Here is a 26,832-nt window from a genome sequence, read left to right as displayed (position 1 = left end):
CGCCAAAACTGTTGACTTTCCGCACCTATCGATAAGCAGCCAATGGTATGCAACCTTTCAATTTTCAAGCCGTTATAGCAAAACACCAAACACAATTCTAATTGTCATAAAACAAGTATAAACCATGAAGGAGGAAACCCATGGGTCTATTTTCAAGCTACAGCAAAAATGCTAAAATTAAAAAGCATATTGCACAATTAAAAAATGAACTCGTCCCTGTGAACCGTTGGCATTCTGATAACAGCAGTTTCGGTTATATATCTGACGTATTTGACACATGGAAACAGAAAGGCCGTCATGCGCTTTGCCACCTCAACGAGCAAGCTACACAATTGAAGCAAAAAGCAAAAGAAAACCCTAAAACGGCCCTTGCATTGGCTGCAGGGTTAGCTTTAGCGAGCTTTTTACTGATACGTAAAAATTAAAACATGCCAACAACAAGGCCATTTTTCACCACAAGGCCCTGATGCCCGCTTTGAGGCGGGCATTTTCTATATTTTTGAGAAAAGCTTATAAAACACCCTGCCCTTTTCAGTATAGAAAGTATTTTAAGAGACGGAACAGAACAAACCAAACGAAATCTTCCAAAGTAAAAACCCATTTACTATCAGCAAAGGATATAAAAATCAAACTCAAAAAACCCAATATTTTACCCTCCATAAGCGCGTTGTGAAGTATCTACATAGGTGACCACAGACATACCAGGGATAAGTTTTTCAGCACCTGGCTGTCCAGGATCCAAAGCAATACGAACTGAAATACGTTGCGCAATTTTGATGAAATTACCGATTGCAGTATCCGTTTTTAATAATGAAAATTCTGAACCTGTGGCAGGTGCAAAACGCACCACACGTCCTGTTAATTTTTGATTGTTCAATGCATCAACAGAAAAGATAACAGGTTGCCCAACCTTCATCTGAGAAAGTTGTGTTTCTTTATAATTAGCAATAATCCAAATATCATCAGAAATGACCGATACCAATTGCGTACCAGGCAAAACATATTGTCCCACCCGCGCCCCAATCAATCCAACATGTCCGGTTTTAGGCGAAACAATTTTTGTGTGTTTCAGATTGAGCTTAGCCAACTCAACACCAACTTTTGCTCCAGCAACCTCTGACTGTAAACTTTGGCGTTCAAGATCCAATTGTTTTTGCAATTGGCGTTTTGTTTCAAGTGCAGCCAATAATTGCGAAAGAGGACGAGAAACTGAACTTGAAGCATCACCAAAGCTTGACTTTTTGTGTTCAGGAAGAATATTGGAAAATGCTTTTGATCGTGTTAATTCGGCTTCTGCTGTATTAATCTCTCCCTGTAAGAGCTGAGCCTGTAACCCAATACTTGCAAGTTTTGCATTTTTTGAATCCAAAACAGCCTGTGCGCGTGCAAGCTGTTGGCGAAAGAGGGAATCATCGAGTTCAAATAAAAGCATTCCCTGTTCAACGCGTTGATAATCTTGCACATAAATCCGTGCAACCACCCCAGAGATCTGCGAACTCACCAGAGTCACATTGCCTTTAATGGAAGCATTATCGGTTATTTGAATTGTGCTGACAAAAGGGGGAAGTTTCCAAGCCCATAAAATAAGCAAAACACCTATAACACCTGAGAGGGATGCAACAATTGTCGCTTTTGACCGTAATGCTTTTATCATTTTTTACACTCCCCTTCACTGGCATTGCTCTGTTTTTTGCAGGCAGCAAAAGAGCATGATTTTAAAAATATTTTGGCAAGAAAAATAGCGAAGACAACTGTTGCAACATAAAAATAAAGCCGAAAAACATCATCGTAAGCAAAAATATTTGCCATTAACTTAAACTTCTCAAGCAATCTAGAGACACCTTGCTCATCACCCAAGGCATTGGGAAGAAAAACACCATAAGAGGCTGAAAACAAAGTATTTATCTCACCTGAAATAAGGGGATCCGTACCAACAATATTTTGTGTTAAGAACTCGAAATTTTTATGGGCGAAAAAAAGCTGCAGACTACCAAAAAAAGCCGACCCCATTAATCCCCCAGTGACTTGGGTGAGCAGAAAGACAGCAATAAAACTTAAAACATAACTTGGTCCTCGCTTATTGGCTATCACAAACCCCTTGGAAAGAGCAGGAGGTAAAAAAAGCGCATAACTAAAGCTGATCAAGCCCTGACTCAACATCATATCTTTCGGAAGTGTATACTGATTTACATGACTATCTAAATAAGCTCCCAGCGCCAAACAACTTAAAGATAAAAGATAAAAATAGTCTTCACGACCAGAGCGTAAAAAAAGGACACAAACGCCCCCTCCCAAAAGGGTTCCAAATACAATCGCAAGATACATGGGTATCATCTCACGATTTAACAAACCAAAAAGATTAAAAAACTCTGCGGCTAAAGTTGAGCGCTCTAATAAAAAAACATGAAAGACTAATAAAATGAGAACAGATTGTACCATTTCTTTACTGAACAGCCAGCGTAAATCAATCAATGGTTTTTCTCTATTAAGTTCAATAATCGTCGCTGTGACCAAAGAGAAAACAGCGAGTGCAAGTCCCCAACCAATCCACGGAGCCTCATACCACCAATATAACTTACCAACAGACATAATCACAGCATTGAGTCCAAGACCAAATGCAATCAAGCTATAACTCACCCAATCTAACTTCTGAATAACCTTGTTGCGCACAACAGGGGTAAGAGGGAGAGCATAGATACATCCCAAACTGATAAGAACCAAGCCCATTTCCAACGCTGAAAGGCTAGAAAATCCGCCACTTTCTAACAAATCAGGTGAAATCAAACGCGAGAGAGGGACTGCTAAAGCGGCATTCATATAGTTCAAACTAAGGGCAATAGTAAACTTTTTTGCTGGAGCAAAAGCCTCCATCATATAAAGCAGTGCTAAAGAAGCCAATGGTGCCGCGGCAATACCGGCAAAAAAACGAATAATCAGTGCGGAGCGCAAATCCGTCACAAAGAGCTGTAAAATACAGACTAAAACGAAACTAAGAATTGATAATTCAGCAAAAGCACGAAGCCCAAATTGGTAGCGAATCTTGATTAACATAATCGCAACACTGACATTTGGTGCCATATAGGCAGCAACCAACCATGTAGTTTCAGTCAGTGTCGCGTGGAAGTCACCAGTAAGATAGATAATGTTAGACTGAACAATATTCGCGCCCAAGCCATAAGCCCATTGCAAAACACAAGAGGCCAAAATATAAACAAAACATTTTGGTAAAGGCCCTGCAAAAACGACACCCGGATGGGGGAAAGGCTTTCTCATCCTTTTAGCAGATATAACAGTACTTTTTCTGCCGCTCACGTCACCTTTCCCTGCATAATGTGTTATGCCTCTGTCAGTACGCTACCAGCAGCCGTAAGCTGATGAAAAAAGTCTTCTACTTTATGACTTATCCCGCCATTAGCATCCTCTTCCAAAGTTGCTCGAACTTGCAAAATCTTCTGTTCCAAATCATCAAAAGAAAGGTTTTCAACAGCAACAACGCGCTCTGCCAAAAGAGAACACCCCGAAGAGGTAATATCAGCAACACCTCCACAAACAGCAAATAACTTTTCCTCTGAAGAGGTGAGAACACGAACGCTCCCCAATACAATGCTTGCCAATACAGGGGCATGATTGGCCATAACCGTTAAAGCACCTGAAGCTGAAGGAAGAACAACGGACACCACCTGTTCTGAAAAAACAAGTTTCTCAGGCGACACAAGCTCAAACAAAAAATGCTTTACTCTATTGTTTTCCAAAGTGACCTCCACGAAGCGCCCTCCAAGAACCGCTTGTCTCTCTACAACAAGCATCCATCACAGATTTCTTCTTATGAAGAAGCTTCTGCAATAAGACGCTTTCCCTTTTCAATGGCTTCATCGATCGAACCAACCATATAAAAAGCCGCTTCTGGCAGATCATCATAATCACCAGCACAAAGACCTTTAAACCCTTTGATTGTCTCTTCTAAAGGCACGAGTTTTCCTGGTGAACCGGTAAAGGCTTCAGCCACATGGAAAGGCTGCGAAAGGAAACGTTCAATTTTACGCGCCCGTCCTACCAGCAATTTATCATCTTCAGAAAGCTCATCCATTCCAAGAATAGCAATAATATCTTGGAGTGATCTATAGCGTTGCAAGATAGTTTGAACCTGATTTGCAACAGAATAATGCTCTTCTCCCACGATAAGTGGATCCAACATACGTGAGAAAGAATCGAGTGGATCAACCGCTGGATAAATACCCTTTTCGGCAATTGAACGCGAAAGAACGGTCGTTGCATCCAAATGGGCAAAAGATGTCGCAGGTGCTGGATCAGTCAAGTCATCAGCTGGCACATAAATAGCCTGCACAGAGGTAATAGACCCTGTTTTTGTACTTGTAATACGCTCTTGCAAAGCCCCCATATCTGTTGCCAAAGTTGGCTGATAGCCCACAGCAGAAGGGATACGCCCTAGAAGAGCTGACACTTCAGCCCCTGCCTGTGTAAAGCGGAAAATATTATCCACGAAGAAAAGAACATCTTGTCCTTCATCACGAAAACTTTCTGCAATAGTCAATCCGGAAAGAGCAACACGAGCACGCGCTCCTGGTGGCTCATTCATTTGTCCATACACGAGGGCACATTTTGACCCTTCTGTTGAACCATTATTGTCTTTCGGATTCACATTCACGCGGCTTTCGATCATCTCATAATAGAGATCATTTCCCTCACGTGTACGTTCTCCCACACCAGCAAATACTGAATATCCCCCATGGGCCTTTGCAATATTGTTGATGAGTTCCATAATGAGAACGGTTTTACCAACACCAGCACCGCCAAACAAACCAACTTTACCACCTTTAGAATAAGGTGCTAACAAATCAACGACTTTAATACCAGTAACAAGAATTTCTGATACTGTTGATTGTTCAACATACTGGGGAGCTTCTTGATGAATAGAGCGCGTTTTAGTTGAAGCGATAGGCCCAACATTGTCAACCGGTTCACCAATCACATTCATAATACGACCAAGCGTTGCCTCTCCAACGGGGACACTGATCTGTGTCCCTGTATCAAAAACCTTTTGTCCACGCGCCAACCCATCGGTTGTGTCCATAGCAATCGTACGCACGGTATTTTCACCCAAATGCTGAGCAACTTCTAAAACCAGCCTATTACCTAGATTGTCTGTTTCTAATGCATTAAGAATATTTGGCAACGCGCCTTGGAACTGCACATCAACGACAGCACCAATAACCTGTTTGATCACCCCCACGGCCCCTTTTGCACGTGCATTTTTAGAAGATGAGCGCGCAGCACCAGAGGAATCCTTTATGCTAGTTTGAGCTTTTGATGCGGCTTTTTTCACGCTTGAACGAGCAGTTGTTTTCTTTTTCTCAACTTTTTCTGCTCCTTTGCTTGACGTCACTGCTTTTACCATCAATCCTTACCTTTTCAATTTACAGCGCTTCAGCGCCCGCAATAATTTCGATCAATTCTGTCGTGATCTGTGCCTGACGTTGACGATTATAAGCCACCGTCAGTTTATTAATCATTTCACCCGCATTACGCGATGCATTGTCCATAGCAGTCATTTTTGCGCCCATTTCCCCGGCAACATTTTCAAGCAAAGCCCGAAAGATTTGCACAGAAAGATTGCGGGGCACCAGCACATCCAAAAGGGAAGCTGCATCAGGTTCATAATCATAAACCATCGCTTGTTGCTCTCCGCTTTTGTCTATTTTTCCAATGCTCTCTCCTGCTTCAACAGCGTTTTTGAGAGAAAACATTGGAATTAATCCAAAAGCCACTGGACGCTGATTAATCACTGAAACAAATTCAGAGTAAAACAGCGTACACACATCAAACGCACCTTTATCGAATAACTCAACGATCCGTTGGCTGATCATTGCCGCCTCTGCAAAACCAATCCGCTTTACAGCATGCAAATCGACGTGATCAATCATCAAATTTTTGTAATCACGCGATAAAATATCTGCTCCCTTTTTGCCCACGGTTAAGATTTTAACGATTTTACCATCGGAAAGCAGTGTTTCTATCTCTTCACGCGCACGACGTGCAATTTGCACATTAAAAGCCCCACAAAGTCCACGTTCAGCAGTACATACCACCAAAAGATGCACATCATCTCGACCAGTACCGCGCATAAGAGGAGGCGCATCAATCCCATCAACATCAGTAGCAACATTGGCTAAGATAGCTGCCATCCGTTGTGCATAAGGACGTCCAGATTCAGCTGCCTCTTGCGCACGATGCAACCTTGCTGCCGCAACCATTTGCATGGCTTTGGTAATTTTCTGTGTTGCCTTAACCGAGGCGATACGGTCTCTAAGATCTTTCAGCGAAGCCATACGAGCCTTCCATCAATTCATTACGAAAAAATTTTCGCATAGGTATCAAGGACAGCAATCAACTTACCCTTAAGTTCATCGGTTATCTGTTTTTGGTCCGCAATTGCCTGCAAAAGATCTTGATGATCATTACGCAGAAGCGTTAAGAGCCCCTGCTCAAAACGACCAACATCAGAAACAGCCAATGCATCAAGATAACCATTCACACCAGCAAAGATAACCACCACCTGTTCTTCTGTTTTCAGTGGAGAGAATTGCGGTTGTTTCAAAAGCTCAGTCAAACGTGCACCGCGGTTCAAAAGACGTTGTGTTGATGCATCCAAATCTGAACCAAACTGTGCAAAAGCTGCCATTTCACGATATTGCGCCAACTCACCCTTGATCGAACCGGCAACTTGCTTCATTGCTTTAATTTGCGCAGCAGAACCAACACGTGACACAGAAAGACCAACATTCACAGCAGGACGAATTCCCTGATAGAACAAATTTGTTTCTAGAAAAATCTGCCCATCGGTGATAGAAATCACATTTGTAGGAATATAAGCAGAAACATCATTTGCTTGTGTTTCAATAACTGGTAAAGCGGTCAAAGATCCGGAACCATTTTCAGCATTAAGCTTTGCAGCCCGCTCTAAGAGACGCGAATGAAGATAGAACACATCACCAGGGTAAGCTTCACGACCAGGCGGACGACGCAGCAAAAGAGACATTTGACGATAAGCAACAGCCTGTTTTGAAAGATCATCATAACCGATCAAAGCATGTTGGCCATTATCACGGAAATATTCCCCCATTGCACAACCAGCAAGAGGAGCGATAAATTGCATAGGAGCAGGATCAGAAGCGGTAGCTGCTACGATAATGGAATATTCAAGAGCTCCACGCTCTTCCAAAATTTTAACGAACTGAGCAACTGTTGAACGTTTTTGGCCAATAGCGACATAGATACAATAGACTTTGTCTTGGTTTTTTCCAGCATCTTTTTCATGGAAAGGCTTTTGATTTAAAAATGTATCAAGCAAGATTGCTGTTTTTCCTGTTTGACGATCACCGATCACCAACTCACGTTGTCCACGACCAATGGGAATGAGTGCATCAATAGCTTTCAATCCCGTTGACATTGGCTCATGCACTGACTGACGCGGAATAATCCCAGGAGCTTTGACATCGACACGACGACGTTCTGTTGCTTTAATGGGGCCCTTTCCGTCTATAGGATTTCCCAATGCATCGACAACACGCCCGAGCAAAGCTGGTCCCACAGGAACATCGACGATAGCGCCTAACCGTTTAACGGTATCACCTTCACGAATATCACGATCTGATCCAAAAATCACAACCCCGACATTATCGATTTCCAGATTCAAAGCCATACCATGCACGCCATTTGCAAAGGAAACCATTTCACCTGCTTGGACATTATCCAAACCATAAACGCGGGCGATACCATCTCCCACAGAGAGCACCCAACCAATTTCTGAAACTTCAGCCTTTTGGTCGAAGTCCCTGATTTGCTCTTTTAGAATTTTTGAAATTTCAGACGGTCTAATATCCATCAGCTGACCTCTTTTTTCAATGCAAGCTTAAGCGAAGATAATTTTGTCGCAAGCGACGTATCAATCTGAGATGACCCCACGCGAACGATCAGTCCACCAAGAATTGTTGGATCAACACACATATGTAGCAAAACCTTTCCTCCAACGACACTTTCCAAAGCCTTACGCAACTCTTTTTCTTGTTGAGAACTCAACGAACAAGCAGAAACGATCTGCGCCGAAACTTGCCCACGCGCAAGAGCAACACGGCGCTGAAAAGCATGTAAAATGCCAGATAAGGCAGAAAGCCTACGATTTAGCGCAACAACACGCACAAAATCACCAATAATCTGACCAGCGCCCTTATCAGCAAAGCTGATGCTTTCACAAATAGAATGCATCACTTTAATCTGCTCTTTAGCCGAAAAGAATGGGCTTTGAACGAAGCGTTTTAAATCTTTATTTTTATCTAAAACGACCAAAAAAGATGCCACTGCCTTTTCAACATTTTCAATGGCCCCTGCTTCTTGAACAAAATCAAAAAGCGCTTGCGCATAGCGTTGATCTACCAATGGCAGCGGTATAAGAGAAAATGAATCCGACACGAAATACCGCCTCTTTCCCTTGAGCGACTCTCTGATAGTTATCAGATGAAATGGATCAGACATTCCAAATTTTAAGAATCTCTTTCTTAAAACCCAGAACAAAAAACTTTCCGGTTTCTAGCATAGACATAACCGACTCGCAACACCACAAACCGACGCTTTCTGAAAATTTTTGAATAAAACGCTCAAAATATTTTCGGAAACGATTTTTCAGAGAACCATCCGTTTTCTACATCTCTTTTTTGGCATTCTCTGACAAATTTTTCAAGTCCCTTTTCTTCATGTTCGGTAAGAGATCTGAAACGAGAGGCAAAAAATAATCATCTTTAGTTTTAAAACGGGACATTTTCCTTAAAATGCCCTTGCACCAAAAGAATCTCCGAGACCCAAGACCGAAGACCCAAGACCCAAGACCGAAGACCGAAGACCGAAGACCGAAGACCGAAGACCGAAGACCGAAGACCGAAGACCGAAGACCGAAGACCGAAATTGCATCGCTTCAAGCTTATAAGCAAGCAATAAAAACGAATGTACTCTTAAAAAAGTAAGCAACCAATCTTTTTACTTAAAATTGTCTTTTTGCTTAAAGTTACCCCTCTTTAATAATTGGGCATCTCCAATGAGAAAGCCTTCCCACAGACTCTTTTTGAAAACATTTTTTGAGCAAACAAACCTCCACGATATACCCCTTTGTTTTTAGAGAAAACTTTGTGGATCAATATCAATTTGGACCCGAACAGAAGAAGGCATTTTGGGTGCATTTGCAAATATTGCACGAATAAACCCTTGCATATCAAAAGAACGTTGCCCCTGTAGCAAAAGCCGAAAGCGATAACGTCCCCGTATAAGAGCCAGCGGCGCCTCTGCCGGCCCCATAATCGAGACATTTTTTTCCCTTGGTGCCATTTGGCGTAACACACGCGCATACTGTTCTGCCGCTTGGCGCTTTTCTGAAGACACAATCAAAGCAGCAAGCCGCCCATAAGGTGGAAGATGATACTGCTGCCGCATTGCAATTTCGTGCGTATAAAAATCCTCACGTTGCTGCGCAAGTAAAGCTTGTATCACCGGATGATCGGGTTGATAAGTTTGTAATAATCCTAAACTTTTCAACCCCATACGCCCTGCCCTGCCTGTAACTTGCAACAAAAGTTGAAAGGTGCGCTCAGCCGCACGCAAATCGCCATTCGCAAGACCAAGATCAGCATCAATGACCCCAACCAGGGATAGCCCTGGAAAATGATGCCCCTTAGCGACAAGCTGCGTTCCAATGATAATATCAACATCGCCATTTGCAACAGCTTCTAATTCGTGTCGTAACTGACGAATTCCACCTTTGAGATCGGTTGAGAGAATCAACAACCGCGCATGTGGAAAAAGCCCCCGTGTTTCCTCAGCAATTCTTTCCACCCCCGGTCCGCAAGCCACGAGATGGTCTAAAGTGCCACATTCAGGGCACGCTTCTGGAAGCGGCTGATGATAACCACAATGATGGCATTTGAGCTGTCCTTGCGAGCGATGCTCCACCAACCAACTCGAGCAGTCCGTACAATGAAAGCGATGTCCACAAATGCGACAAAGTGTTAAAGGTGCATAACCACGCCGATTGAGAAAAAGCAGTGCCTGTTCACCCTTTTCGATGGTTTGTGTCAAAGCCGCTTCAAGGGCAGAAGAAATAAAGCGCCCTTTTTGCACACCACCTTGACGCATATCAACCACCCGCAACTGTGGAAGTGCTGCTGCTTTAAAGCGCGATGGCAAATTTACACGCTGATAACGCCCAGCCAAGACATTTGCCTGACTTTCAATTGACGGTGTAGCTGAAGATAAAATAACCGGAAAATGCTCAAAAGAGCCCCGTGCAACTGCCATATCACGCGCATGATAAAAAATGCGCTCTTCTTGTTTATAAGCACTATCATGTTCTTCATCGACAACAATTAAGCCCAAATCTGGAAAGGGAAGAAAAAGCGCCGAACGTGCTCCGGCAACAACCCGCACCCGCCCTTCTGCAACTTGCCGCCACACACGCTCACGACGACGCGGCGCCAAATCTGAATGCCACTCAGCAGCAGCAGCTCCAAAACGCATATGAAAACGATCTAAAAATTGTTGTGTTAAAGCAATTTCCGGCAACAAAATCAAAACCTGCTTACCACAGGTCAGTGCTTGAGCAACCGCTTCAAAATAAACTTCTGTCTTTCCTGATCCGGTAATGCCATCCAGCAAAAAAACTTGAAACTGAGAAGACAAAACCCCCTCTCGCAAAAGGCGCGCTGCTTCATTCTGCGCTCCCTCCAATACGGGGAGACAAAAATCAGGATCAGGCATCGCCACAAGATCGGGTGGAGGCACCATAACATCTTCAAAAACCCCCAACGCTTTCAACCCCTCAACAACGGAAACGGAAGTTCCCGCCGCATGCGCAAGACCAGAACGCGTCCAAACCTCACCTTGGCATGCCAACTCTAAAACCCGTGATCGCGCTGGTGTGAGACGCGCCACTTTCCCTCCACGATAGCGCAATCCTAGCATCTGCGCTTCAGGCTCTAAAGCAGCTGGTACACACAAAACCAATCGAGCAACAAGACCAAAAGGCGCCATTGTATAGCGACTAACAAAACGCAAAAACGTAATCATCTCTGCCTTTAACGGCGGACAATCAAAAACATGAAGGAGAGAGCGTAATTTTTCACGCGCCACAGGTGGAGCACTTTGCCCCTCTTTTGTCGTTTGCTCTCCAACATCCACGACAACACCACAAACTTCCCGCCCCATAACTGGAACACGAACAAAAGACCCAACCTCACACGCCATAGCAGATGGGACCCCGTAACTATAAGCCTGAGCAACAGGAAGAGGCACCAATACGGAAACAATCTTTCTCTCTCTCATATCCCTCCTCTCTTGTTCACCTCTCTCACGTTTTTTGTCACATATGGCTTCATCTTTTGTCCCAACTTTTTAGACGCGCCCTTTTATACAAGTCTCTTTTATCAAACCCCTTTTATCAAATATTGTCCTTGCATTTTATATCTTTTTGACATTTCACTATCCGTTATGAAAAATCTGCCCTTTTCATGGTCTCTCATTCCCTCCCCCAACAAATACCTTGGAAACAATGGTCTTTTCAATCCGCCCCCCTTTGCAAAACGCAAATAAAGAACCAAAGTCTCCCTTCACAGCAGAATAAGCCCTATAACTATAAGCATGCGCAGCCAATAGAGGGCACCAATATTAAGACTCTCTTTCCCGTCGCTCTCCCCTACCACTTTTGCCATTATCTTCTATTTCAACTTTTATACCAACACTATCTCATTTTATACCAACACTATCTCAGCAGCTATTTTTGACATCTGATCCAGTGTGAAGGATTACAACTTCGCATGATCTCTCATTTCCTCAGTGAACAATATCTTATCAACAATGATTCTTTGCGCCCCCCATGGCTAAAATACAAACAAAAGGAACATGTCTCTTTTTTCTATTTTTCAAATGGAGAGAGTCCATAAAGAAGTACTAAAACCGAAAAGTTCTTTTTTATCACGTTTGATTTCAGTACCAATTTTTCCAGCGATAAGCATTTTCAACATATAGGGAACGCAAATACCGTAAGCGCTAGCATCATAAACATCCCCTTCCCACATTTTTGCCCTCTTCCCAACTCATCTCTCAACTTACCCTATGAGAGACGCATCCTTCCTCTTGCTTTTGTGATAAACAATGGCGCATAACAAAAACAGGCTGAAACATCAGAGGCTTTAAAGTAAAGAACTAAAAAACCAAGGAGGTTGGAGATGAAATTTTTTGTGGATAGTGCCAATATTGAAGAAATCCGAGAGTTACAAAATTTAAGCCTCGTTGATGGTGTCACCACCAATCCCTCTCTTATCCTAAAATCGGGACGTAATATTCTTGAAGTGACAAAAGAAATTTGTGCCCTCGTCAAAGGACCTGTTTCTGCTGAAGTTACAGCAACAGAGTTTGAAAATATGATGAAAGAAGCGGCTATTTTAGCAAAAATTGCCGATAATATTTGCATCAAGCTTCCCTTAACGCTCGATGGATTAAAAGCCTGTAAAGCGCTTACAGCACAAGGATTAAAAACAAATCTCACACTCTGTTTTTCTGCTAATCAAGCTTTATTAGCTGCCAAAGCAGGCGCAACATTTATTTCACCTTTTATCGGCAGGATTGATGATTGCGGCAGTGATGGCATTGAACTGCTTCACGAAATTCGCACAATTTACGATAACTACAATTTTGCAACACAAATTTTAGCAGCCTCAATTCGCACGGTTAATCATGTCAAAGAAGCAGCACTAAGTGGTGCAGATGTTGCAACTATTCCACCGGCAATTTTAAAAGCGCTGGTCAAACACCCTTTAACCGATAAAGGCTTGCAACTCTTCCTCGATGATTGGAAAAAAACTGGACAAAATATCGCTTAACGTCCAGAAGTTTTATTTGTAAGGTCCCTTGAAAGCAACAGTAAAATCTGTTCAGCCAATTCCTCAGCCACACGCTTCCTAGCGTCTTCTTCTGCTTGCATCGTTGCATATTCTTGCCGGAGTCTTTCAAAAGAAGCACGCATTGTTGCCGTTCCTTTGGCAACAGGAGCACTTTTCATATCCTGCAAGATATAAGAAGCCTTCCCCACCACGGTTCCAACGGAAGGCCGCCCCTCTCTTTTTCTATCATAATCAACCTCTATTTGTACAGATTCCCTTGTAAAAGTGGACGTTTGCAAAGCCAATTGATAAGCCGGAATGGAGGGTTTACTGCCATTACCATACAAAAGAAATAACAAATGATTGCGCACCATTTGACCAAAACGATCTGCAGGTTCTGCAACGATAATAGACGCAAGCTTTGCAGCAAGCCCCGAAGAAGCCTTGCCAGAATGTGGACCATAAGAAATAGAATTCATTGTAGACGAACTCTGCGACACTTGACGATAAAGCGGCTCAACTTCGCACCCACACAAAAGTGTGAATAAACCAGCTAAAACCACAAGAATAAAATTTTTAGAAAACGACATTCACAATCCTTTGTGGAACAATAATCATTTTTTTCACTGTTTTTTCGACAAGATGCGCTTGTACAAAATCAAGAGTCAAAACAGCTTCTTTAATCATTTCTTCATTTGCCGTTGCGGCAACAGTCACCTCACCACGTTTTTTACCATTAATCTGCACCGGTAAAGTATAGCACTCTTCAACAGTTAACGCAGGGTCATAAACCGGCCAAGGAAGCTCAGAAACAAGAGATTTTCCTCCTAAAGCCGCATGACATTCTTCCGCCAAATGCGGCATAATAGGTGCAATCATCGCGAGGAAAAAATCCAGAGCTTGACGCAAAGCAGCCTTCATTTCACCCTCAGCATTTTCTATCCTATTTAACAATGGCGCCATGATGTTTAAGAATTCATAAAGGCGTGCAATTGCCCGATTAAAGGCAAATTTTTCCAAATCATCCTCTACAGCACGGAGCATGCGATGCGCCGTTTTTGAGAGTTCTAAAGCTTCACCCTGATGCCCAGCACAAGGCAAAACGTCCCTTAACACTGGAGCACCCAAAGCCACACAGCGCCAAACGCGTTGCACAAAGCGATGTGCGCCTTCAACACCAGATTCCGTCCAGATAACATCCCGATCAGGAGGAGAATCTGATAATACAAACCAGCGCACAGTATCCGCTCCATAGGATGCGATAATATCGTCAGGATCAACAACATTCTTTTTAGATTTTGACATTTTTTCAATCGAACCAATCATCACTTCACTTTGATCGGTCAATTTGTAAGCCTGACGTTTTCCATCTTTTTCCACAATTGAAATATCGGCTGGTGAAACCCATCCCTGTTCATCCCGATAAGTTTCATGAACGACCATACCTTGGGTAAAAAGCCCCTTAAAAGGTTCGTCCACAGTCACATGCCCCATCAATTTCATGGCACGCATAAAAAAGCGGGCATAGAGAAGATGAAGAATGGCATGTTCAATTCCCCCGATATATTGTTGTACAGGCAACCATTCTGTTGTCGCTTGTTTATTAACAGGTTCTTGTGCAAAAGGTGCGGTAAAGCGGGCATAATACCAGGAGGAGTCAACAAATGTATCCATGGTATCGGTTTCGCGTTTGGCAGGTTGACCACAGCCAGGACAAGCCACTTTTTGCCATGTTTCATGACGCTCAAGTGGATTGCCAGGTTGATCAAAAGTGACATCATCAGGCAACACAACTGGCAAATCAGCGCGCGGCACAGGAAGCACTCCACAAGTTGCACAATGGATCATCGGAATTGGGCACCCCCAATAACGTTGACGCGAAATACCCCAATCACGCAAGCGAAATTGCACTGTTTTTTGCCCCTGAGGCTGCCCTCCAAGCATTTGCCCTTCAAGCTTTTTAGCTGCTGCTTCAAAAGCTTGTTGTGGTGTCAAACCATTTAAAAAGCTGGAATTGATCATCACACCATCACCGGTATAAGCCGTTTCCCCAATCACAAAATCTTCTCTCTCAATTCCTTTTGGTAAAACCACCGGCTGCACAGGAAGGTCATATTTCCGTGCAAAATCCAAATCCCTCTGATCATGGGCAGGACAACCAAAAACAGCCCCTGTTCCGTAGTCCATAAGCACGAAATTAGTGATATAAACAGGAATATGCACTGTTTGGTCAAAAGGATGAACAGCCAAAAGCGGCGTGCGAAATCCTTGTTTTTCAGCTGTTTCAAGTGCTACAGTTGTCGTGCCACCGCACCGACACTCTTCGATAAAAGCGCTGAGCATCTTATCTTTTTGTGCGAGAGCTTGTGCAATAGGATGATCGAAAGACAATGCTAAAAAAGAAGCACCAAACAGCGTATCAGGCCGTGTTGAATAACAGACCACCTCATCAAACGCCCCAGAAGCCTCATCAGCAGCAGCCTCTGTCGACTTCAAAGCCCAACGAATCAGGAGTCCTTGTGACTTTCCAATCCAATTTCTTTGCATCGTTCGAACTTTTTCAGGCCATTGCTCGAGCTCTTCCAGCCCTGCCAGTAAATCCTCACTAAAATCGCTAATTTTGAAAAACCACTGTGTCAATTCACGCTGTTCCACCAACGCGCCAGAACGCCATCCCCGCCCATCAACAACTTGTTCATTGGCCAAAACGGTGTGGTCAACGGGGTCCCAATTCACCTTAGCCACTTTGCGTGCCACCAATCCCTTTTGATAGAAATCAAGAAAGAGCATTTGTTGGCGATGGTAATAATCCACATCACAAGTTGCAAATTCTCGCACCCAATCTAGAGAGAGCCCTAATTGCTTTAATTGCCCGCGCATTACAGCAATATTCTGATAAGTCCAAGTTTTAGGATGCACTTTATTTTGCATGGCAGCATTTTCTGCCGGCATTCCAAAAGCATCCCACCCCATAGGATGAAGCACATTAAACCCCTTAGCGCGTTTATAGCGTGCAACGACATCTCCCATGGCATAATTGCGCACATGCCCCATGTGAATGCGTCCAGAAGGGTAAGGAAACATTTCTAAGACATAGTATTTTTCACGGCAATCTTCTTGGGAGATCTGAAAAAGTTTCTTTTCCTCCCAAATTTTTTGCCATTTTTGTTCTCGGGCACGTGGATTATAGCGTTCACCTAAATGATAACGTTCAATCGTCATTTCTATTATACTCTTTATAAAATTGAACTAAAAAACTTGTTTTATGCTTGACCATGGATTAACCCCATCGTCAACATTTTCAGTAAATATTTTACAAAGTTTTTACAAACAATTGCCAAATCCGTAAATAAAAAGGGAAAGTACAAAAATATGAGCACACTGAGCATCCCACCTGATGTCCCTTCCATTGAAGCATGGAAAAACCTTCAAAAAGACATTGCTGAGACATGTCAAGACTATAATCGCCCCTTGAGAGAGGTTGAACTTATCGCGGTTTCAAAAACGGTCTCTACAGATAACATACGCCCGCTTTTGCAAGCAGGACAGCGTCTTTTCGCAGAAAACCGAGTGCAAGAAGCTGCTGAAAAATGGCCTAGCCTTCGCCAGCAATTTGCAACCATTGAACTTCACCTCATCGGTCCTCTACAATCGAATAAAACAGCAGAAGCAGTGAAACTTTTTGATGTCATTCAAACAGTTGACCGCGAAAAAATAGCCAAAAGCTTGGCAGAAGAAATGCAAAAACAAAAAAGGCATCTCCCCTGCTATGTTCAAGTCAATATTGGCTTAGAGCCGCAAAAAAGTGGTATCGCACCACAAGAAGTGACATCTTTTGTCACCCAATGCAAAAATCACTATGGACTTGATATCATCGGTCTTATGGCAATCCCCCCCGTACAAGAAAACCCTGGTCCTTATTTTGCCCTGCTAGCAAAACTAGCAAAAAAAGCCGGTCTCCCAAAGCTTTCCATGGGCATGTCTAATGACTTTAAAACAGCTCTTCAACTTGGCTCTAACGTCCTTCGCATTGGCTCTGCTTTATTTGGCAAACGCCCTGTCTAAGCGCACCTTCACCAAAAGTGCCGCAAAAAAGAACCCCATTTGTAAAGGCAAAATGATGAGAACGATAAAATGGCAAGAACAACAAAGGTGCGTGACAGATGCGTGAAAAAAGTGCCGCGCGCTAAATGATCACAAAAAAATTCCGCATAGTTGCACAATAGTTCTCATTAAAAAACATAAATTGTATCAATCTCACCAATCCACATAAACAATCCCGCACTTACCAAGTGTGCAAAGCAAGCCAAGGAAAGGCTTAAAACATGAGTGTAAATACAGCACCCAAATTCTCATATAAGCCAATGAGCCAAATAAGCCCCTAAAGTACCCAAGAAATCGCTAAGAGCTTTGCAAAACAGCATGGATAGCAATCATAATGCCCCAAGCATAGCACAAAGGCTTTCTACACACTAAAAAAGTAAAATACGGTCGATAATCGCCTGAAAAATAAATGAATTTACCCAGTACATGCGCAAAAAATGGCAATGCAACTGAATTCAATAACCATATGAATATACTTCCTTATGTTCTTTATAAACCAAGAAAAAATACCAACTTTTCAGATGCATAATTATTCTAATTTCAAACCTCAATTAAGAAAAAATATGGAAATATTTCTCATATTTTAAAATATTACAAATAATATTATTATCTTTTTAAGAAGAATATTTCTTACATTCATAATATATTGAATTGTTTATAGATATTTTTATTACTATTTTTTTAAATTATATTTGACACCTTAAAAAGAGAAATGATAAGCATTTGCATGTATCGTGATGATACGTTTATTCCAAAATTAAAGGGGGATTTATATGCGTAATTTTGGTTCAGGCTTAGTTTATAATTTAAATGATTCAACACCTGTTTATGGAAATGCATGTAGCGTTAATGATTTCGCTTATAACATGGCTGTAGGAGGCTTGAATGGAGCTTTTCATGGAGGAGTAGGCGGAGCATTTGCAGGTGCTTGGGCTGGAGGACCAGCAGGTGCACTTTCAAGCGGGCTAATAGGTGCCGGAGGGGGCTTCTTAGCAGGTGCTGGTTGGGGGTTCGTCCAGAAAGCTCATGAGTGTTGGTTCTAATTTATAGAGAATAGCAACAAAGATATCTCTGAAATTAGTAGTTTTATAAATATATTCGAAAGAATATACCAAAATAAAATATCTACATCTATGGATAAAAAATTTTTAGAGATATCTACTATGGGTCACATCTTATAATCAGGATTTTGTTATAATGAATATTCATTATGAAATAATAAGAATGTTTTGCATGTTTGTTGTATTTGTCTCTCTCTATACTACTATTATCAAAGTATGCTGTGGGAGGAGTTGGAAGTTAGCTATCATAACATCATTATCGGGAGGAGTTATGCTCCTTATTTTGGATAGTTTGTGTAGATACTTTGGTTTATATTAATCTTTATTGGATGAGTTGCGATAACACTGAAAAAAATAATTTTCAGAGATATCTATTATGTGTAATATTAATAATTGGATTTTTTTTATAATGAACATTCGTTATGAAATTACAAGACTATTTTGCATGCTCATTGTATTTGTCCCTATATATGCTACTTTTGCTAAAGTATTCGGTGGTTGGGATTGGAAAGTAGCTATAATAACAGGATTATCAGTAGGTATTATGTTCTTTATTTCTGATGTTTTATGTAGATACTTCGGTTTATATTAATCTTTATTGGATGAGTTGCGATAACACTGAAAAAAATAATTTTCAGAGGTACTTATTATGTATCATATAATATAAAGGATTTTGTTATAATGGATATTTATTCTGAAATTGTAAGACTATTTTTCATGCTCATTATAATGACTCCTATAATTGCCATTCCTTTTAAAATATTCACTGGTATTGGTTGGAAATTGTCTATTCTAATGGCATTATCGTCAGTTATTATGTTCTTTATCTCTAATTTTTTGCGTAGATATTTTGGTTTATATTAATATCGTAACAATACTTCTTTTCAAAACAAGAGAATAAAAATAAAAACATTCAAAGCGATAAAGCGCCTTCATCTTCCTTTTTTAAGCCGTTTTAAAAACGCTCATTTTTATGTGCTTATAAAAAGCTCTATAAGATACTTTACCACATTTGCGCACATAAAAGCAGCATAAAACACTCTCTTCAATATCATCACATTAAATTTTAAAAATTGACTATTTTAATTTTTGTCATTTAATCTAATCTCAAAATGAAAAGCTTACGGGGAAGTTTTGCCTAAAGGATACAGTGGCTAATTTTTCCCAACAATATGAAAAGAGGGAACATATGTCTGAAAAAATCTATCCAATATCAGAAGATATAAAAAAAACTGCTCTCATCAATGAGGAAACCTATCAACAGTGGTATCAAGAAAGTATCAATAATCCAGAAAGCTTCTGGGCAAAACATGGTCAATGTATTGAATGGTTTAAACCTTATACAAAAGTAAAAAATACTTCATTTAACGGTGATGTCTCCATTCAATGGTATGAAGATGGAGTAACAAACGTTGCCTATAATTGCATTGATCGCCACTTAAAAAACCATGGTGATCAAATCGCACTGATTTGGGAGGGAGATAACCCTTATCATGATAAAAAAGTAACCTATAACGAGCTTCATGAACATGTTTGCTGTTTTGCCAATATCTTAAAGAACCACGGCGTCAAAAAAGGTGACAAAGTCACGATTTACCTAACCATGATTCCTGAAGCAGCCTATGCCATGCTCGCTTGCGCTCGCATTGGTGCCATTCATTCGGTTATTTTCGCGGGCTTTTCTCCTGAGGCAATAGCAGGACGCATTGTTGACTGTGAATCGACCTTCATCATTACCGCTGACCATGGTTTGCGTGGTGGAAAGCGAATTAACTTAAAAGATAATGTGGACCACGCTATTGAGATTGCCGCCCGCCAAAACGTGCATGTAAACCAAGTCATGGTCATACGACGTACCTGCGGACCCATTAATTGGGTAGAAGGACGAGATTTTTGGTACCATGAGGAAATACCCCATGCAAAAACAGATTGTCCTGTAGAACAAATGAATGCTGAAGATCCCCTTTTTATTCTTTACACCTCGGGCTCTACAGGCAAACCGAAAGGTGTTTTGCATACAACAGCGGGTTATCTTGTTTATGCGGCGATGACCCATAAATATGTTTTTGATTATCATCTTGGTGAAATTTACTGGTGCACTGCTGATATTGGTTGGATTACGGGTCATTCTTACTTAGTTTATGGTCCCTTATGCAATGGTGCTACCACTTTAATGTTTGAAGGTACACCAACCTTTCCTGATAAAGGCAGATTCTGGGAAATCGTTGATAAACACCAAGTCAATACATTCTACACTGCACCAACGGCTATTCGTGCTTTAATGGGGGCAGGCAATTCATTTGTTGAACGCTCGAAAAGAACATCCCTACGTCTGTTAGGCACGGTGGGCGAACCGATTAATCCAGAAGCATGGGAATGGTTTTATCATACGGTTGGCAATAATCACTGCCCTATTCTTGATACATGGTGGCAAACAGAAACAGGAGGGCATATGATCACCCCCTTGCCCGGTGCAACAGACTTAAAAGCAGGATCAGCCACCCGTCCTTTTTTTGGTGTACAACCTCAAATTGTTGATGAACAAGGAGATATTCTAGAAGGAGAAGCAGAAGGCAATCTCTGCATCATTGACTCATGGCCAGGTCAAATGCGCACTCTTTACAATGACCATGAGCGCTTTATTGAAACCTATTTTTCCACATATGAGGGAAAATATTTTACAGGCGACGGTTGTAGACGCGATAGCGATGGCTATTATTGGATTACAGGACGGGTTGATGACATTCTCAATGTCTCTGGACACAGGCTAGGAACAGCTGAAATTGAATCAGCGCTCGTTTCTCATCCTGCTGTTTCAGAAGCAGCGATTGTTGGTTATCCGCATCCCATTAAAGGACAGGGGATTTACAGTTTTGTCACCTTAATGGAAGGAACAGCCGCTAGTGAAGAGTTACATAAAGAGCTTATTCGGCATGTCAGGAAGGAAATCGGCTCCATAGCCATATTGGATAAAGTTCAATTTGCCCCTCAACTGCCCAAAACACGGTCGGGAAAAATTATGAGACGTATTTTGCGAAAAATCGCAGAAAACAACTTTGATAACTTAGGAGATATTTCAACCCTTGCCGAACCACAAGTTATTGATGATCTTATTGCCAACCGCCAAAATAGAGAAGCCACGACTTAATAGGGAAAACCCCCAACGGTGACTTTAGCGTGCCTGCTGGAATTATTTCTGCACACTCAAAGTCACCGATGAAGGTAAAAAGAAACAAGAACAATTCAACAGGTATTCTTTCTCAATACCAAATCAGCAACGGTAGAAGAAAAACGCGCACAATTGTAGGCATATAAATTCTCACAAGAACTTGAAGCAATAAGAGCGCAGCTCCCTTGGCTCATCACTAAAAAAGAGCAACGACCTCTGCACCAAAAAACAGGAATGCTTGCTCTTATGTTTCTGCTAGAATCACATTGAAATTCCTGCTAAAATCACAAATAAAAGTCAAAAGAAAAATGGAACAAACGCAAGATAAAAACAGAAATGGTATTGATGATATTCTCACAGAGGATATTTCTCAATAACAAGCCAGAAGCATTTTATAACTATAGAGCATAACCCCAACCAAGAGCCCAAAGCAATGAGAGAAAAGGTCTTTACAATAACGCAAGATAAAAACAGAAGTGGTAACGAAAAGTGATTCATTTTGAAAACGTTGGTTTACGCTACGGAATGGGCCCTGAAGTTCTCCGTGATATCAGCTTTCATATTCCTCCTGGATCATTTCAGTTTTTAACCGGCGCTTCTGGAGCGGGTAAGACATCATTGATGCGTCTTATGTTTTTGGCGTTGAAACCCACCCGTGGTCATATTGATCTCTTCGGAAACGATACAGCATTACTCAAACGACAAGAGCTCCCCGCCCTACGACAACGCATTGGGGTTGTCTTTCAAGATTTTCGTCTGCTTGATCACATGACCACCTATGAAAATGTCTCTTTACCTTTACGCATTAAGGGACAAGAAGAAGCAACTTATCGCAGTGAAGTGGAAGATCTTCTCTGTTGGGTCGGTCTTGGAAATCATATTCATGTTTTACCACCAGTTCTTTCCGGTGGAGAGAAACAAAGGGTAGCGATTGCACGTGCACTTATTGATCAACCTGAAATCCTTCTGGCTGATGAACCCACAGGAAATGTTGATCCACCTTTGGCAAAACGCCTTCTCCGCTTGTTTATTGAATTAAACCGTTTTGGAACAGCGGTCGTCATCGCCACCCATGATATCGCACTAATGGAACAAGTGGCAGCACGGCGTATGCTTCTTCATAACGGACGGATGACAATTCATGAATAAGTCTTTTTCAATTTTTACAAGCGATAAAAAACATGCAACGCCTATCATTCCCAGCGGTAACATTTCTGGACAAGCACTTGTTGCAGTCATTGCTATTATGACATTTCTCTCAAGTTTGACATTGATCGGTGTTGATTTTGTGCAACGTGCTGCGAATAGTTGGAGCAATCAAATTAGCTATGAAGCAACAATTCAAATACGCCCTATTGAAAATGTTGATATCGAGAAAGCTCTTCATGATGCGGTTAATTTGGTTAAGACATTTCATGGTGTACAAAACGCCAAAATTGTTGATCAAAAAGCCACTGAAAAATTGCTCGAACCATGGCTTGGAACGGGTTTAAGCTTAAATGAACTGCCTCTTCCCCGCCTTATCATTGTCACATTGCAAGAGGATGCAGAGATCAACTTTAGCGCCATTAATCATGCCATTAAAACACAAATTCCAGGAGGTCAATTTGATGATCACCGTGTTTGGGTAAACCGTTTTGCAAAAATGGCACACACAACTGTTTTCATTGGTTTTTCAATTTTAATACTGGTTTTAAGCTCACTGATACTCACAGTTATCTTTGCCACACGCAATGCACTGGCAGAGAATGCGCATATTATCAATGTCCTTTACTTCCTAGGCACTGAAACTCTTTTCATTGCGCGACAATTTGATTGGCATTTTTTTAAAACTGCGCTACGCGGTGCATTATATGGTGGTGCTACAAGCGCATTGCTGTTTTCTGCTTTCTCTGTCTGGACAAACTATAATCTAGGGACAGTAGAAGCCAACCAAGTAACCGCTTTATTTGGACATTTTTCCATAAGCTCCATTCCCTATGGAAAAATCATTGGCCTTATTCTGTTTGTTTCTTTTCTGACCATGCTGACAAACCGAATGACTATTTTGGCACAACTTAAAAAAATTGATCAATGTGAAAACGGCTTATTTTAATTTTATGACCCACAATTCATATAATTTCAGATCATTGACACAAGACAATCTGGAACACTCTCGCTCCAAGCGCACGAGTCTCTGGCATCCTTGCTGCTGGTTTCGCTATTTTCCGCCGACAGCACTTTCTCTTTTAATAATTGTTCTCTTTTTTTGCGCTGGTTTTGTCATTTTTTCTGAGAGAACTGAGCGGCTTCAACCACCAAGTCCCTTGCCGAAAGCAGATGCAATCATCGTTTTTACGGGGGGAGAAAACCGAATAGAAACAGGTCTGGATCTCTTACAAAAGAGGCTTGGTTCGCGGCTTTTGATCAGTGGAGTAAACACAACAACCAATCTCCAGAGACTAAAGTACAGCACGCATATCACCCCGCAGCTCTTTACCTGTTGCGTTGACATCGGACATGAAGCGACCAACACCAAAGGGAACGCTGAAGAAAGCGCGGCTTGGATTAAAAAACATCACTACCACACAGTTTATATCGTCACCCATGATTACCACATGTGGCGTTCCTTGCGTGAACTTAAATATCTCATGCCTGAGATAAATTTCATTGCCTATCCCGTTAAAAAGAACGACACGGAAAGCACAATACAACAGATCAATCAAATACGCATTCTTGTATTCGAATATATTAAAATGATCGGAGTATACATCAGAACAACATTCTGATCTTTTCACACTGGTTTTCTGAAAACCTCCCAACCAGCTTCTTCACTATATAAGCCGTATTGAAAAGAACATTTTAGATCATAAACAAGGATAGATTCTTTACACAAAACTCATTACCAATACCGCACTCTCTTCATACCAATCCCTTTTTGATATCAATCATGCATTTCTGATAAAGACTCTCTTTGAAACCTAATAACGCATATTTTCTAGAATATTTTTTTGCAGCAGTGTTTGTCTTCTTTTTTGCCTCCGAAACAAACTCCGTCAACTTCTCCAAAGAACATTTTTTGCTCCGTTGTTCAAGATTTTCGCATTACGCATTAATTGTATCACAAACCAAATCCATTTTTTGCATTATGCTAGTTATTTGGCAACTTAATAAGTTGAAATACTTTTGCGCAATACAATCAAAGGATTTAAAGGGCTTTACGCCAGCGCCTATGATAATTTTCCAGATGCAATTTTATAGGACTGGTTCCATTGCCTAACCATTTAAAAAGGAAAATATCTCATTGCAAAAACTTCATCATCAAAGGAAATCTGTAACGAATATTCGCCATTAAAGAGGACAAAAAATCCTTGTATAGGAACCTTATGGAAACCACTTCACACACTTTTCATTATCACGATAAAGAGTAACAGAAAAAGCTTCCATTTCCCTCAACCATACCTCCCGGCTGTTTTATGAAAACAGGCATGCCATACAGCACTACTTTCCTGATCAATGCCCTTTTTACGAACACTTTATCCAGTATGCACTCACAAACAACAAACATATCCCCTGCAATTGTCAAAGCCTAATCGCGTGAGAGAGCAACAACGGGATCAAGCCGTGAAGCCTGCCTTGCTGGTGAAAAACCAAAACATATTCCAATAAGAGTTGAAAAAGTAAGAGAGAGGATAATTGAATCAATCGTATAAACCAAGTGGATAGGTGCCTTAAACAGAAGAAACAAGCCCCCAATAGAAAATCCAAACAGGATTCCCAAACCACCACCAATTACACAAACCAAAATTGCTTCAATGAGAAATTGCTGCAAAATATCGCTCTGTCGTGCGCCCACAGCCATCCTTACTCCGATTTCATTAATCCGCTCAGAAACAGTAACCAACATAATATTCATCACTCCAATACCACCCACAATCAGTGAAATGGCTGCAATAGAAGAGACTAAAAGCGTTAAAATATGTGTACTCTCCATGATACGATTAAGAAAGAATTCGGAATTTCTAATGAAGAAATCTTCCCCACCATGGCGCATAATGAGAAAACGTTTTACCATGTTCTCCGCTAAATGTGAATCGACGTCTTCAGCAATTTTAACCGTAATTGCACGGACTTCTGTTGTTCCAAGAAAACGTGTTTGCACTGTAGTATAGGGCAAATAGATCTGCAACGTATTTGATGCGCCTCCATTTGCGTTATTTTGCGGTTCCACAACACCAATAACACGCGCAGGAACATTACCCACATGCACCACTTTTCCAAGGGGGCTCTCACGACTATGGGGAAAAAGGACAGCAAGTGCTTCTTTTTCGATCACGAGATCAACCGCTCGGTCGTGCACACTTTTCTGATCAAACAACCGCCCTTTAATAGCTTTGAGCCCCTGTGTCTGAAAGAATTGTTCTCCCACCCCCATAATCACAGCATTGACTTCAACTGCATCAAAACGCACCGTTGCGCTTGCTGAAACTTGAGGTGTCACGCCAGCAACATAAGGTAATCCAGAGAGAGCTTCTGCATCAGCTTCCACCAAACTGGTTATTTTCTCTGCTTGTGGATCAGAAAAGCTTTTTCCAGGAAAAATTGTCAATGTATTGGAACCCAAACTCTTAAAATTTTCTAGGATTTTTTCTCGTGTACCATTTCCCAAAGCGACCATTGCAATAATCGCACCAATACCGATAATCACCCCTAACATTGTTAAAAAAGTTCGCATGCGATGCGCATTCATTGCCAACAAAGCCATGACAAACGCCTCACGAAAACGCTCCGCGAAAGAACGAAAAAAACCCATTAATTTTGGGGTTTTTAGACTTCGTGTTTCAGGAAGAGCTTTACTGTTAGCTTTTGTTTTTACAGCCTTTGAAACATTATCAGCAATAATTTCCCCATCACTAATTTCGATGATACGATCTGCTCTTTCAGCCACTTGCATATCATGGGTCACAATGATAATGGTGCGCCCTTCTTGATGAAGCTCATCCAAAATACGCAACACTTCTTGACCACTCTGTTTATCTAATGCACCGGTTGGTTCATCTGCCAGAATGACCTCTGCATCATTCATGAGAGCACGAGCAATAGACACACGTTGTTGTTGACCACCTGACAGCTGGTTTGGACGATGGTTCACCCGATCCCCCATACCCAAGCGCGTTAAAAGATCCTGTGCACGTTTTTTTCTCACCTCCGGTGCACACCCTGCATAAATAGCTGGAATTTCAACATTACCAAGAGCTGTCAATTCATTCAACAAATGATAGCGCTGAAAAATAAATCCAAAATGATTACGCCGCAAAGCTGACAATTCATCAGCGGAAAGGGAGGCTATTTCTTTCTCTGAGATCCAATAGCGCCCCGAAGTTGGTCGATCAAGACACCCTAAGATGTTCATCAACGTGGATTTTCCTGAACCAGAAGCTCCCACAATTGCCACCATTTCACCGCGCTTAATAGTGAGATTGATATCTTTCAAAACAGTAACGAATGTCTCGCCGGCAGGAAATTTGCGTACAATATTTTCCAAAACGAAGACAGCATCTGCTTGCTTTGTTTTCATAGT

The 26,832-nt window shown here is 41.6% G+C and carries 21 protein-coding genes; 8 read left to right on the top strand and 13 right to left on the bottom strand.

The genetic code is table 11. From position 1 onward, the window contains the following. Nucleotides 1-140: 140 nt before the first annotated feature. Entirely contained in the window at nucleotides 141-425 is a 285-nt protein-coding gene (locus ABD915_RS04540; RefSeq protein ID WP_345115768.1) for a hypothetical protein, read from the top strand. A gap of 224 nt (nucleotides 426-649) precedes the next feature. Here ABD915_RS04540 and ABD915_RS04535 read toward each other — a convergent pair whose 3' ends face one another. The 10 genes from ABD915_RS04535 to ABD915_RS04490 all read right to left on the bottom strand — a co-directional run bounded on the left by ABD915_RS04535 (nucleotide 650) and on the right by ABD915_RS04490 (nucleotide 12,134). After that, nucleotides 650-1,654 (bottom strand): HlyD family secretion protein, encoded by a 1,005-nt coding sequence (locus ABD915_RS04535; RefSeq protein WP_345115765.1) that lies wholly within the window; start codon nucleotides 1,652-1,654, stop codon nucleotides 650-652. Further along, nucleotides 1,651-3,312: an MFS transporter gene (locus tag ABD915_RS04530; protein ID WP_345115762.1), complete on the bottom strand. Its 1,662-nt coding sequence runs from the start codon at nucleotides 3,310-3,312 to the stop codon at nucleotides 1,651-1,653. The genes ABD915_RS04535 and ABD915_RS04530 overlap by 4 nt, the downstream gene beginning before the upstream one ends. 23 nt (nucleotides 3,313-3,335) lie before the next feature. After that, complete coding sequence (gene atpC / locus ABD915_RS04525; RefSeq protein ID WP_345115845.1) at nucleotides 3,336-3,752, bottom strand: ATP synthase F1 subunit epsilon; 417 nt, start codon at nucleotides 3,750-3,752, stop codon at nucleotides 3,336-3,338. A gap of 71 nt (nucleotides 3,753-3,823) precedes the next feature. Beyond that, nucleotides 3,824-5,416 (bottom strand): F0F1 ATP synthase subunit beta, encoded by a 1,593-nt coding sequence (atpD, locus tag ABD915_RS04520; RefSeq protein ID WP_345115757.1) that lies wholly within the window; start codon nucleotides 5,414-5,416, stop codon nucleotides 3,824-3,826. Between the two features lie 19 nt (nucleotides 5,417-5,435). Next, complete coding sequence (locus tag ABD915_RS04515) at nucleotides 5,436-6,347, bottom strand: F0F1 ATP synthase subunit gamma (RefSeq protein WP_345115755.1); 912 nt, start codon at nucleotides 6,345-6,347, stop codon at nucleotides 5,436-5,438. Between the two features lie 20 nt (nucleotides 6,348-6,367). Then, complete coding sequence (gene atpA, locus ABD915_RS04510) at nucleotides 6,368-7,903, bottom strand: F0F1 ATP synthase subunit alpha (RefSeq protein ID WP_345115752.1); 1,536 nt, start codon at nucleotides 7,901-7,903, stop codon at nucleotides 6,368-6,370. Continuing rightward, nucleotides 7,903-8,487, bottom strand: a complete 585-nt coding sequence (locus ABD915_RS04505) for a F0F1 ATP synthase subunit delta (RefSeq protein WP_345115749.1) — start codon at nucleotides 8,485-8,487, stop codon at nucleotides 7,903-7,905. Before ABD915_RS04505 ends, atpA begins: the two co-directional genes overlap by 1 nt. A gap of 351 nt (nucleotides 8,488-8,838) precedes the next feature. Continuing rightward, nucleotides 8,839-9,006: a hypothetical protein gene (locus ABD915_RS04500; RefSeq protein WP_345115746.1), complete on the bottom strand. Its 168-nt coding sequence runs from the start codon at nucleotides 9,004-9,006 to the stop codon at nucleotides 8,839-8,841. A gap of 177 nt (nucleotides 9,007-9,183) precedes the next feature. After that, the gene (locus ABD915_RS04495; RefSeq protein ID WP_345115743.1) at nucleotides 9,184-11,382 is read right to left on the bottom strand and encodes a primosomal protein N'; all 2,199 of its coding nucleotides are present in this window, start codon (nucleotides 11,380-11,382) and stop codon (nucleotides 9,184-9,186) included. Between the two features lie 596 nt (nucleotides 11,383-11,978). After that, a complete protein-coding gene (locus tag ABD915_RS04490) occupies nucleotides 11,979-12,134 on the bottom strand; it encodes a hypothetical protein (RefSeq protein WP_345115740.1) in 156 nt (51 codons plus the stop codon). A 150-nt stretch (nucleotides 12,135-12,284) separates the two neighbouring features. On the opposite strand from ABD915_RS04490, the gene fsa reads away from it, so the two are divergent. Next, the gene (fsa, locus tag ABD915_RS04485; RefSeq protein WP_345115737.1) at nucleotides 12,285-12,938 is read left to right on the top strand and encodes a fructose-6-phosphate aldolase; all 654 of its coding nucleotides are present in this window, start codon (nucleotides 12,285-12,287) and stop codon (nucleotides 12,936-12,938) included. Here the strand turns inward: fsa and lptE are convergent. Continuing rightward, a complete protein-coding gene (gene lptE / locus ABD915_RS04480) occupies nucleotides 12,935-13,528 on the bottom strand; it encodes an LPS assembly lipoprotein LptE (protein WP_345115734.1) in 594 nt (197 codons plus the stop codon). The genes fsa and lptE overlap by 4 nt on opposite strands. Next, nucleotides 13,515-16,160, bottom strand: a complete 2,646-nt coding sequence (gene leuS, locus ABD915_RS04475) for a leucine--tRNA ligase (RefSeq protein ID WP_345115731.1) — start codon at nucleotides 16,158-16,160, stop codon at nucleotides 13,515-13,517. The genes lptE and leuS overlap by 14 nt, the downstream gene beginning before the upstream one ends. Nucleotides 16,161-16,310: 150 nt before the next feature. Here leuS and ABD915_RS04470 point away from each other — a divergent pair, with 150 nt between their 5' ends. The 6 genes from ABD915_RS04470 to ABD915_RS04445 all read left to right on the top strand — a co-directional run bounded on the left by ABD915_RS04470 (nucleotide 16,311) and on the right by ABD915_RS04445 (nucleotide 24,040). Next, nucleotides 16,311-17,003 carry a YggS family pyridoxal phosphate-dependent enzyme gene (locus ABD915_RS04470; protein WP_345115726.1) on the top strand — a complete coding sequence of 231 codons (693 nt, stop codon included), beginning with the start codon at nucleotides 16,311-16,313 and terminating at the stop codon, nucleotides 17,001-17,003. 812 nt (nucleotides 17,004-17,815) lie between these two features. Next, nucleotides 17,816-18,085, top strand: coding sequence for a hypothetical protein (locus tag ABD915_RS04465; RefSeq protein ID WP_345115723.1), 270 nt, complete (start codon nucleotides 17,816-17,818; stop codon nucleotides 18,083-18,085). Between the two features lie 1,207 nt (nucleotides 18,086-19,292). After that, a complete protein-coding gene (acs, locus tag ABD915_RS04460) occupies nucleotides 19,293-21,251 on the top strand; it encodes an acetate--CoA ligase (protein WP_345115720.1) in 1,959 nt (652 codons plus the stop codon). A gap of 510 nt (nucleotides 21,252-21,761) precedes the next feature. Then, on the top strand, nucleotides 21,762-22,421 hold the full coding sequence (ftsE, locus tag ABD915_RS04455) for a cell division ATP-binding protein FtsE (protein ID WP_345115717.1): 660 nt from the start codon (nucleotides 21,762-21,764) through the stop codon (nucleotides 22,419-22,421). Beyond that, a complete protein-coding gene (locus tag ABD915_RS04450) occupies nucleotides 22,414-23,367 on the top strand; it encodes a cell division protein FtsX (protein ID WP_345115714.1) in 954 nt (317 codons plus the stop codon). The genes ftsE and ABD915_RS04450 overlap by 8 nt, the downstream gene beginning before the upstream one ends. Nucleotides 23,368-23,371: 4 nt before the next feature. Next, entirely contained in the window at nucleotides 23,372-24,040 is a 669-nt protein-coding gene (locus ABD915_RS04445; RefSeq protein ID WP_345115711.1) for a YdcF family protein, read from the top strand. A gap of 800 nt (nucleotides 24,041-24,840) precedes the next feature. Here the strand turns inward: ABD915_RS04445 and ABD915_RS04440 are convergent. Beyond that, nucleotides 24,841-26,829, bottom strand: coding sequence for a MacB family efflux pump subunit (locus ABD915_RS04440; protein WP_345115709.1), 1,989 nt, complete (start codon nucleotides 26,827-26,829; stop codon nucleotides 24,841-24,843). Between the last annotated feature and the right edge of the window lie 3 nt (nucleotides 26,830-26,832).

The sequence above is a fragment of the Bartonella jaculi genome (assembly GCF_039543045.1).
Lineage (GTDB): Bacteria > Pseudomonadota > Alphaproteobacteria > Rhizobiales > Rhizobiaceae > Bartonella > Bartonella jaculi.
Note: the sequence above shows the minus strand (reverse complement) of the source record. Positions and strands in the feature narration are given on the sequence as shown.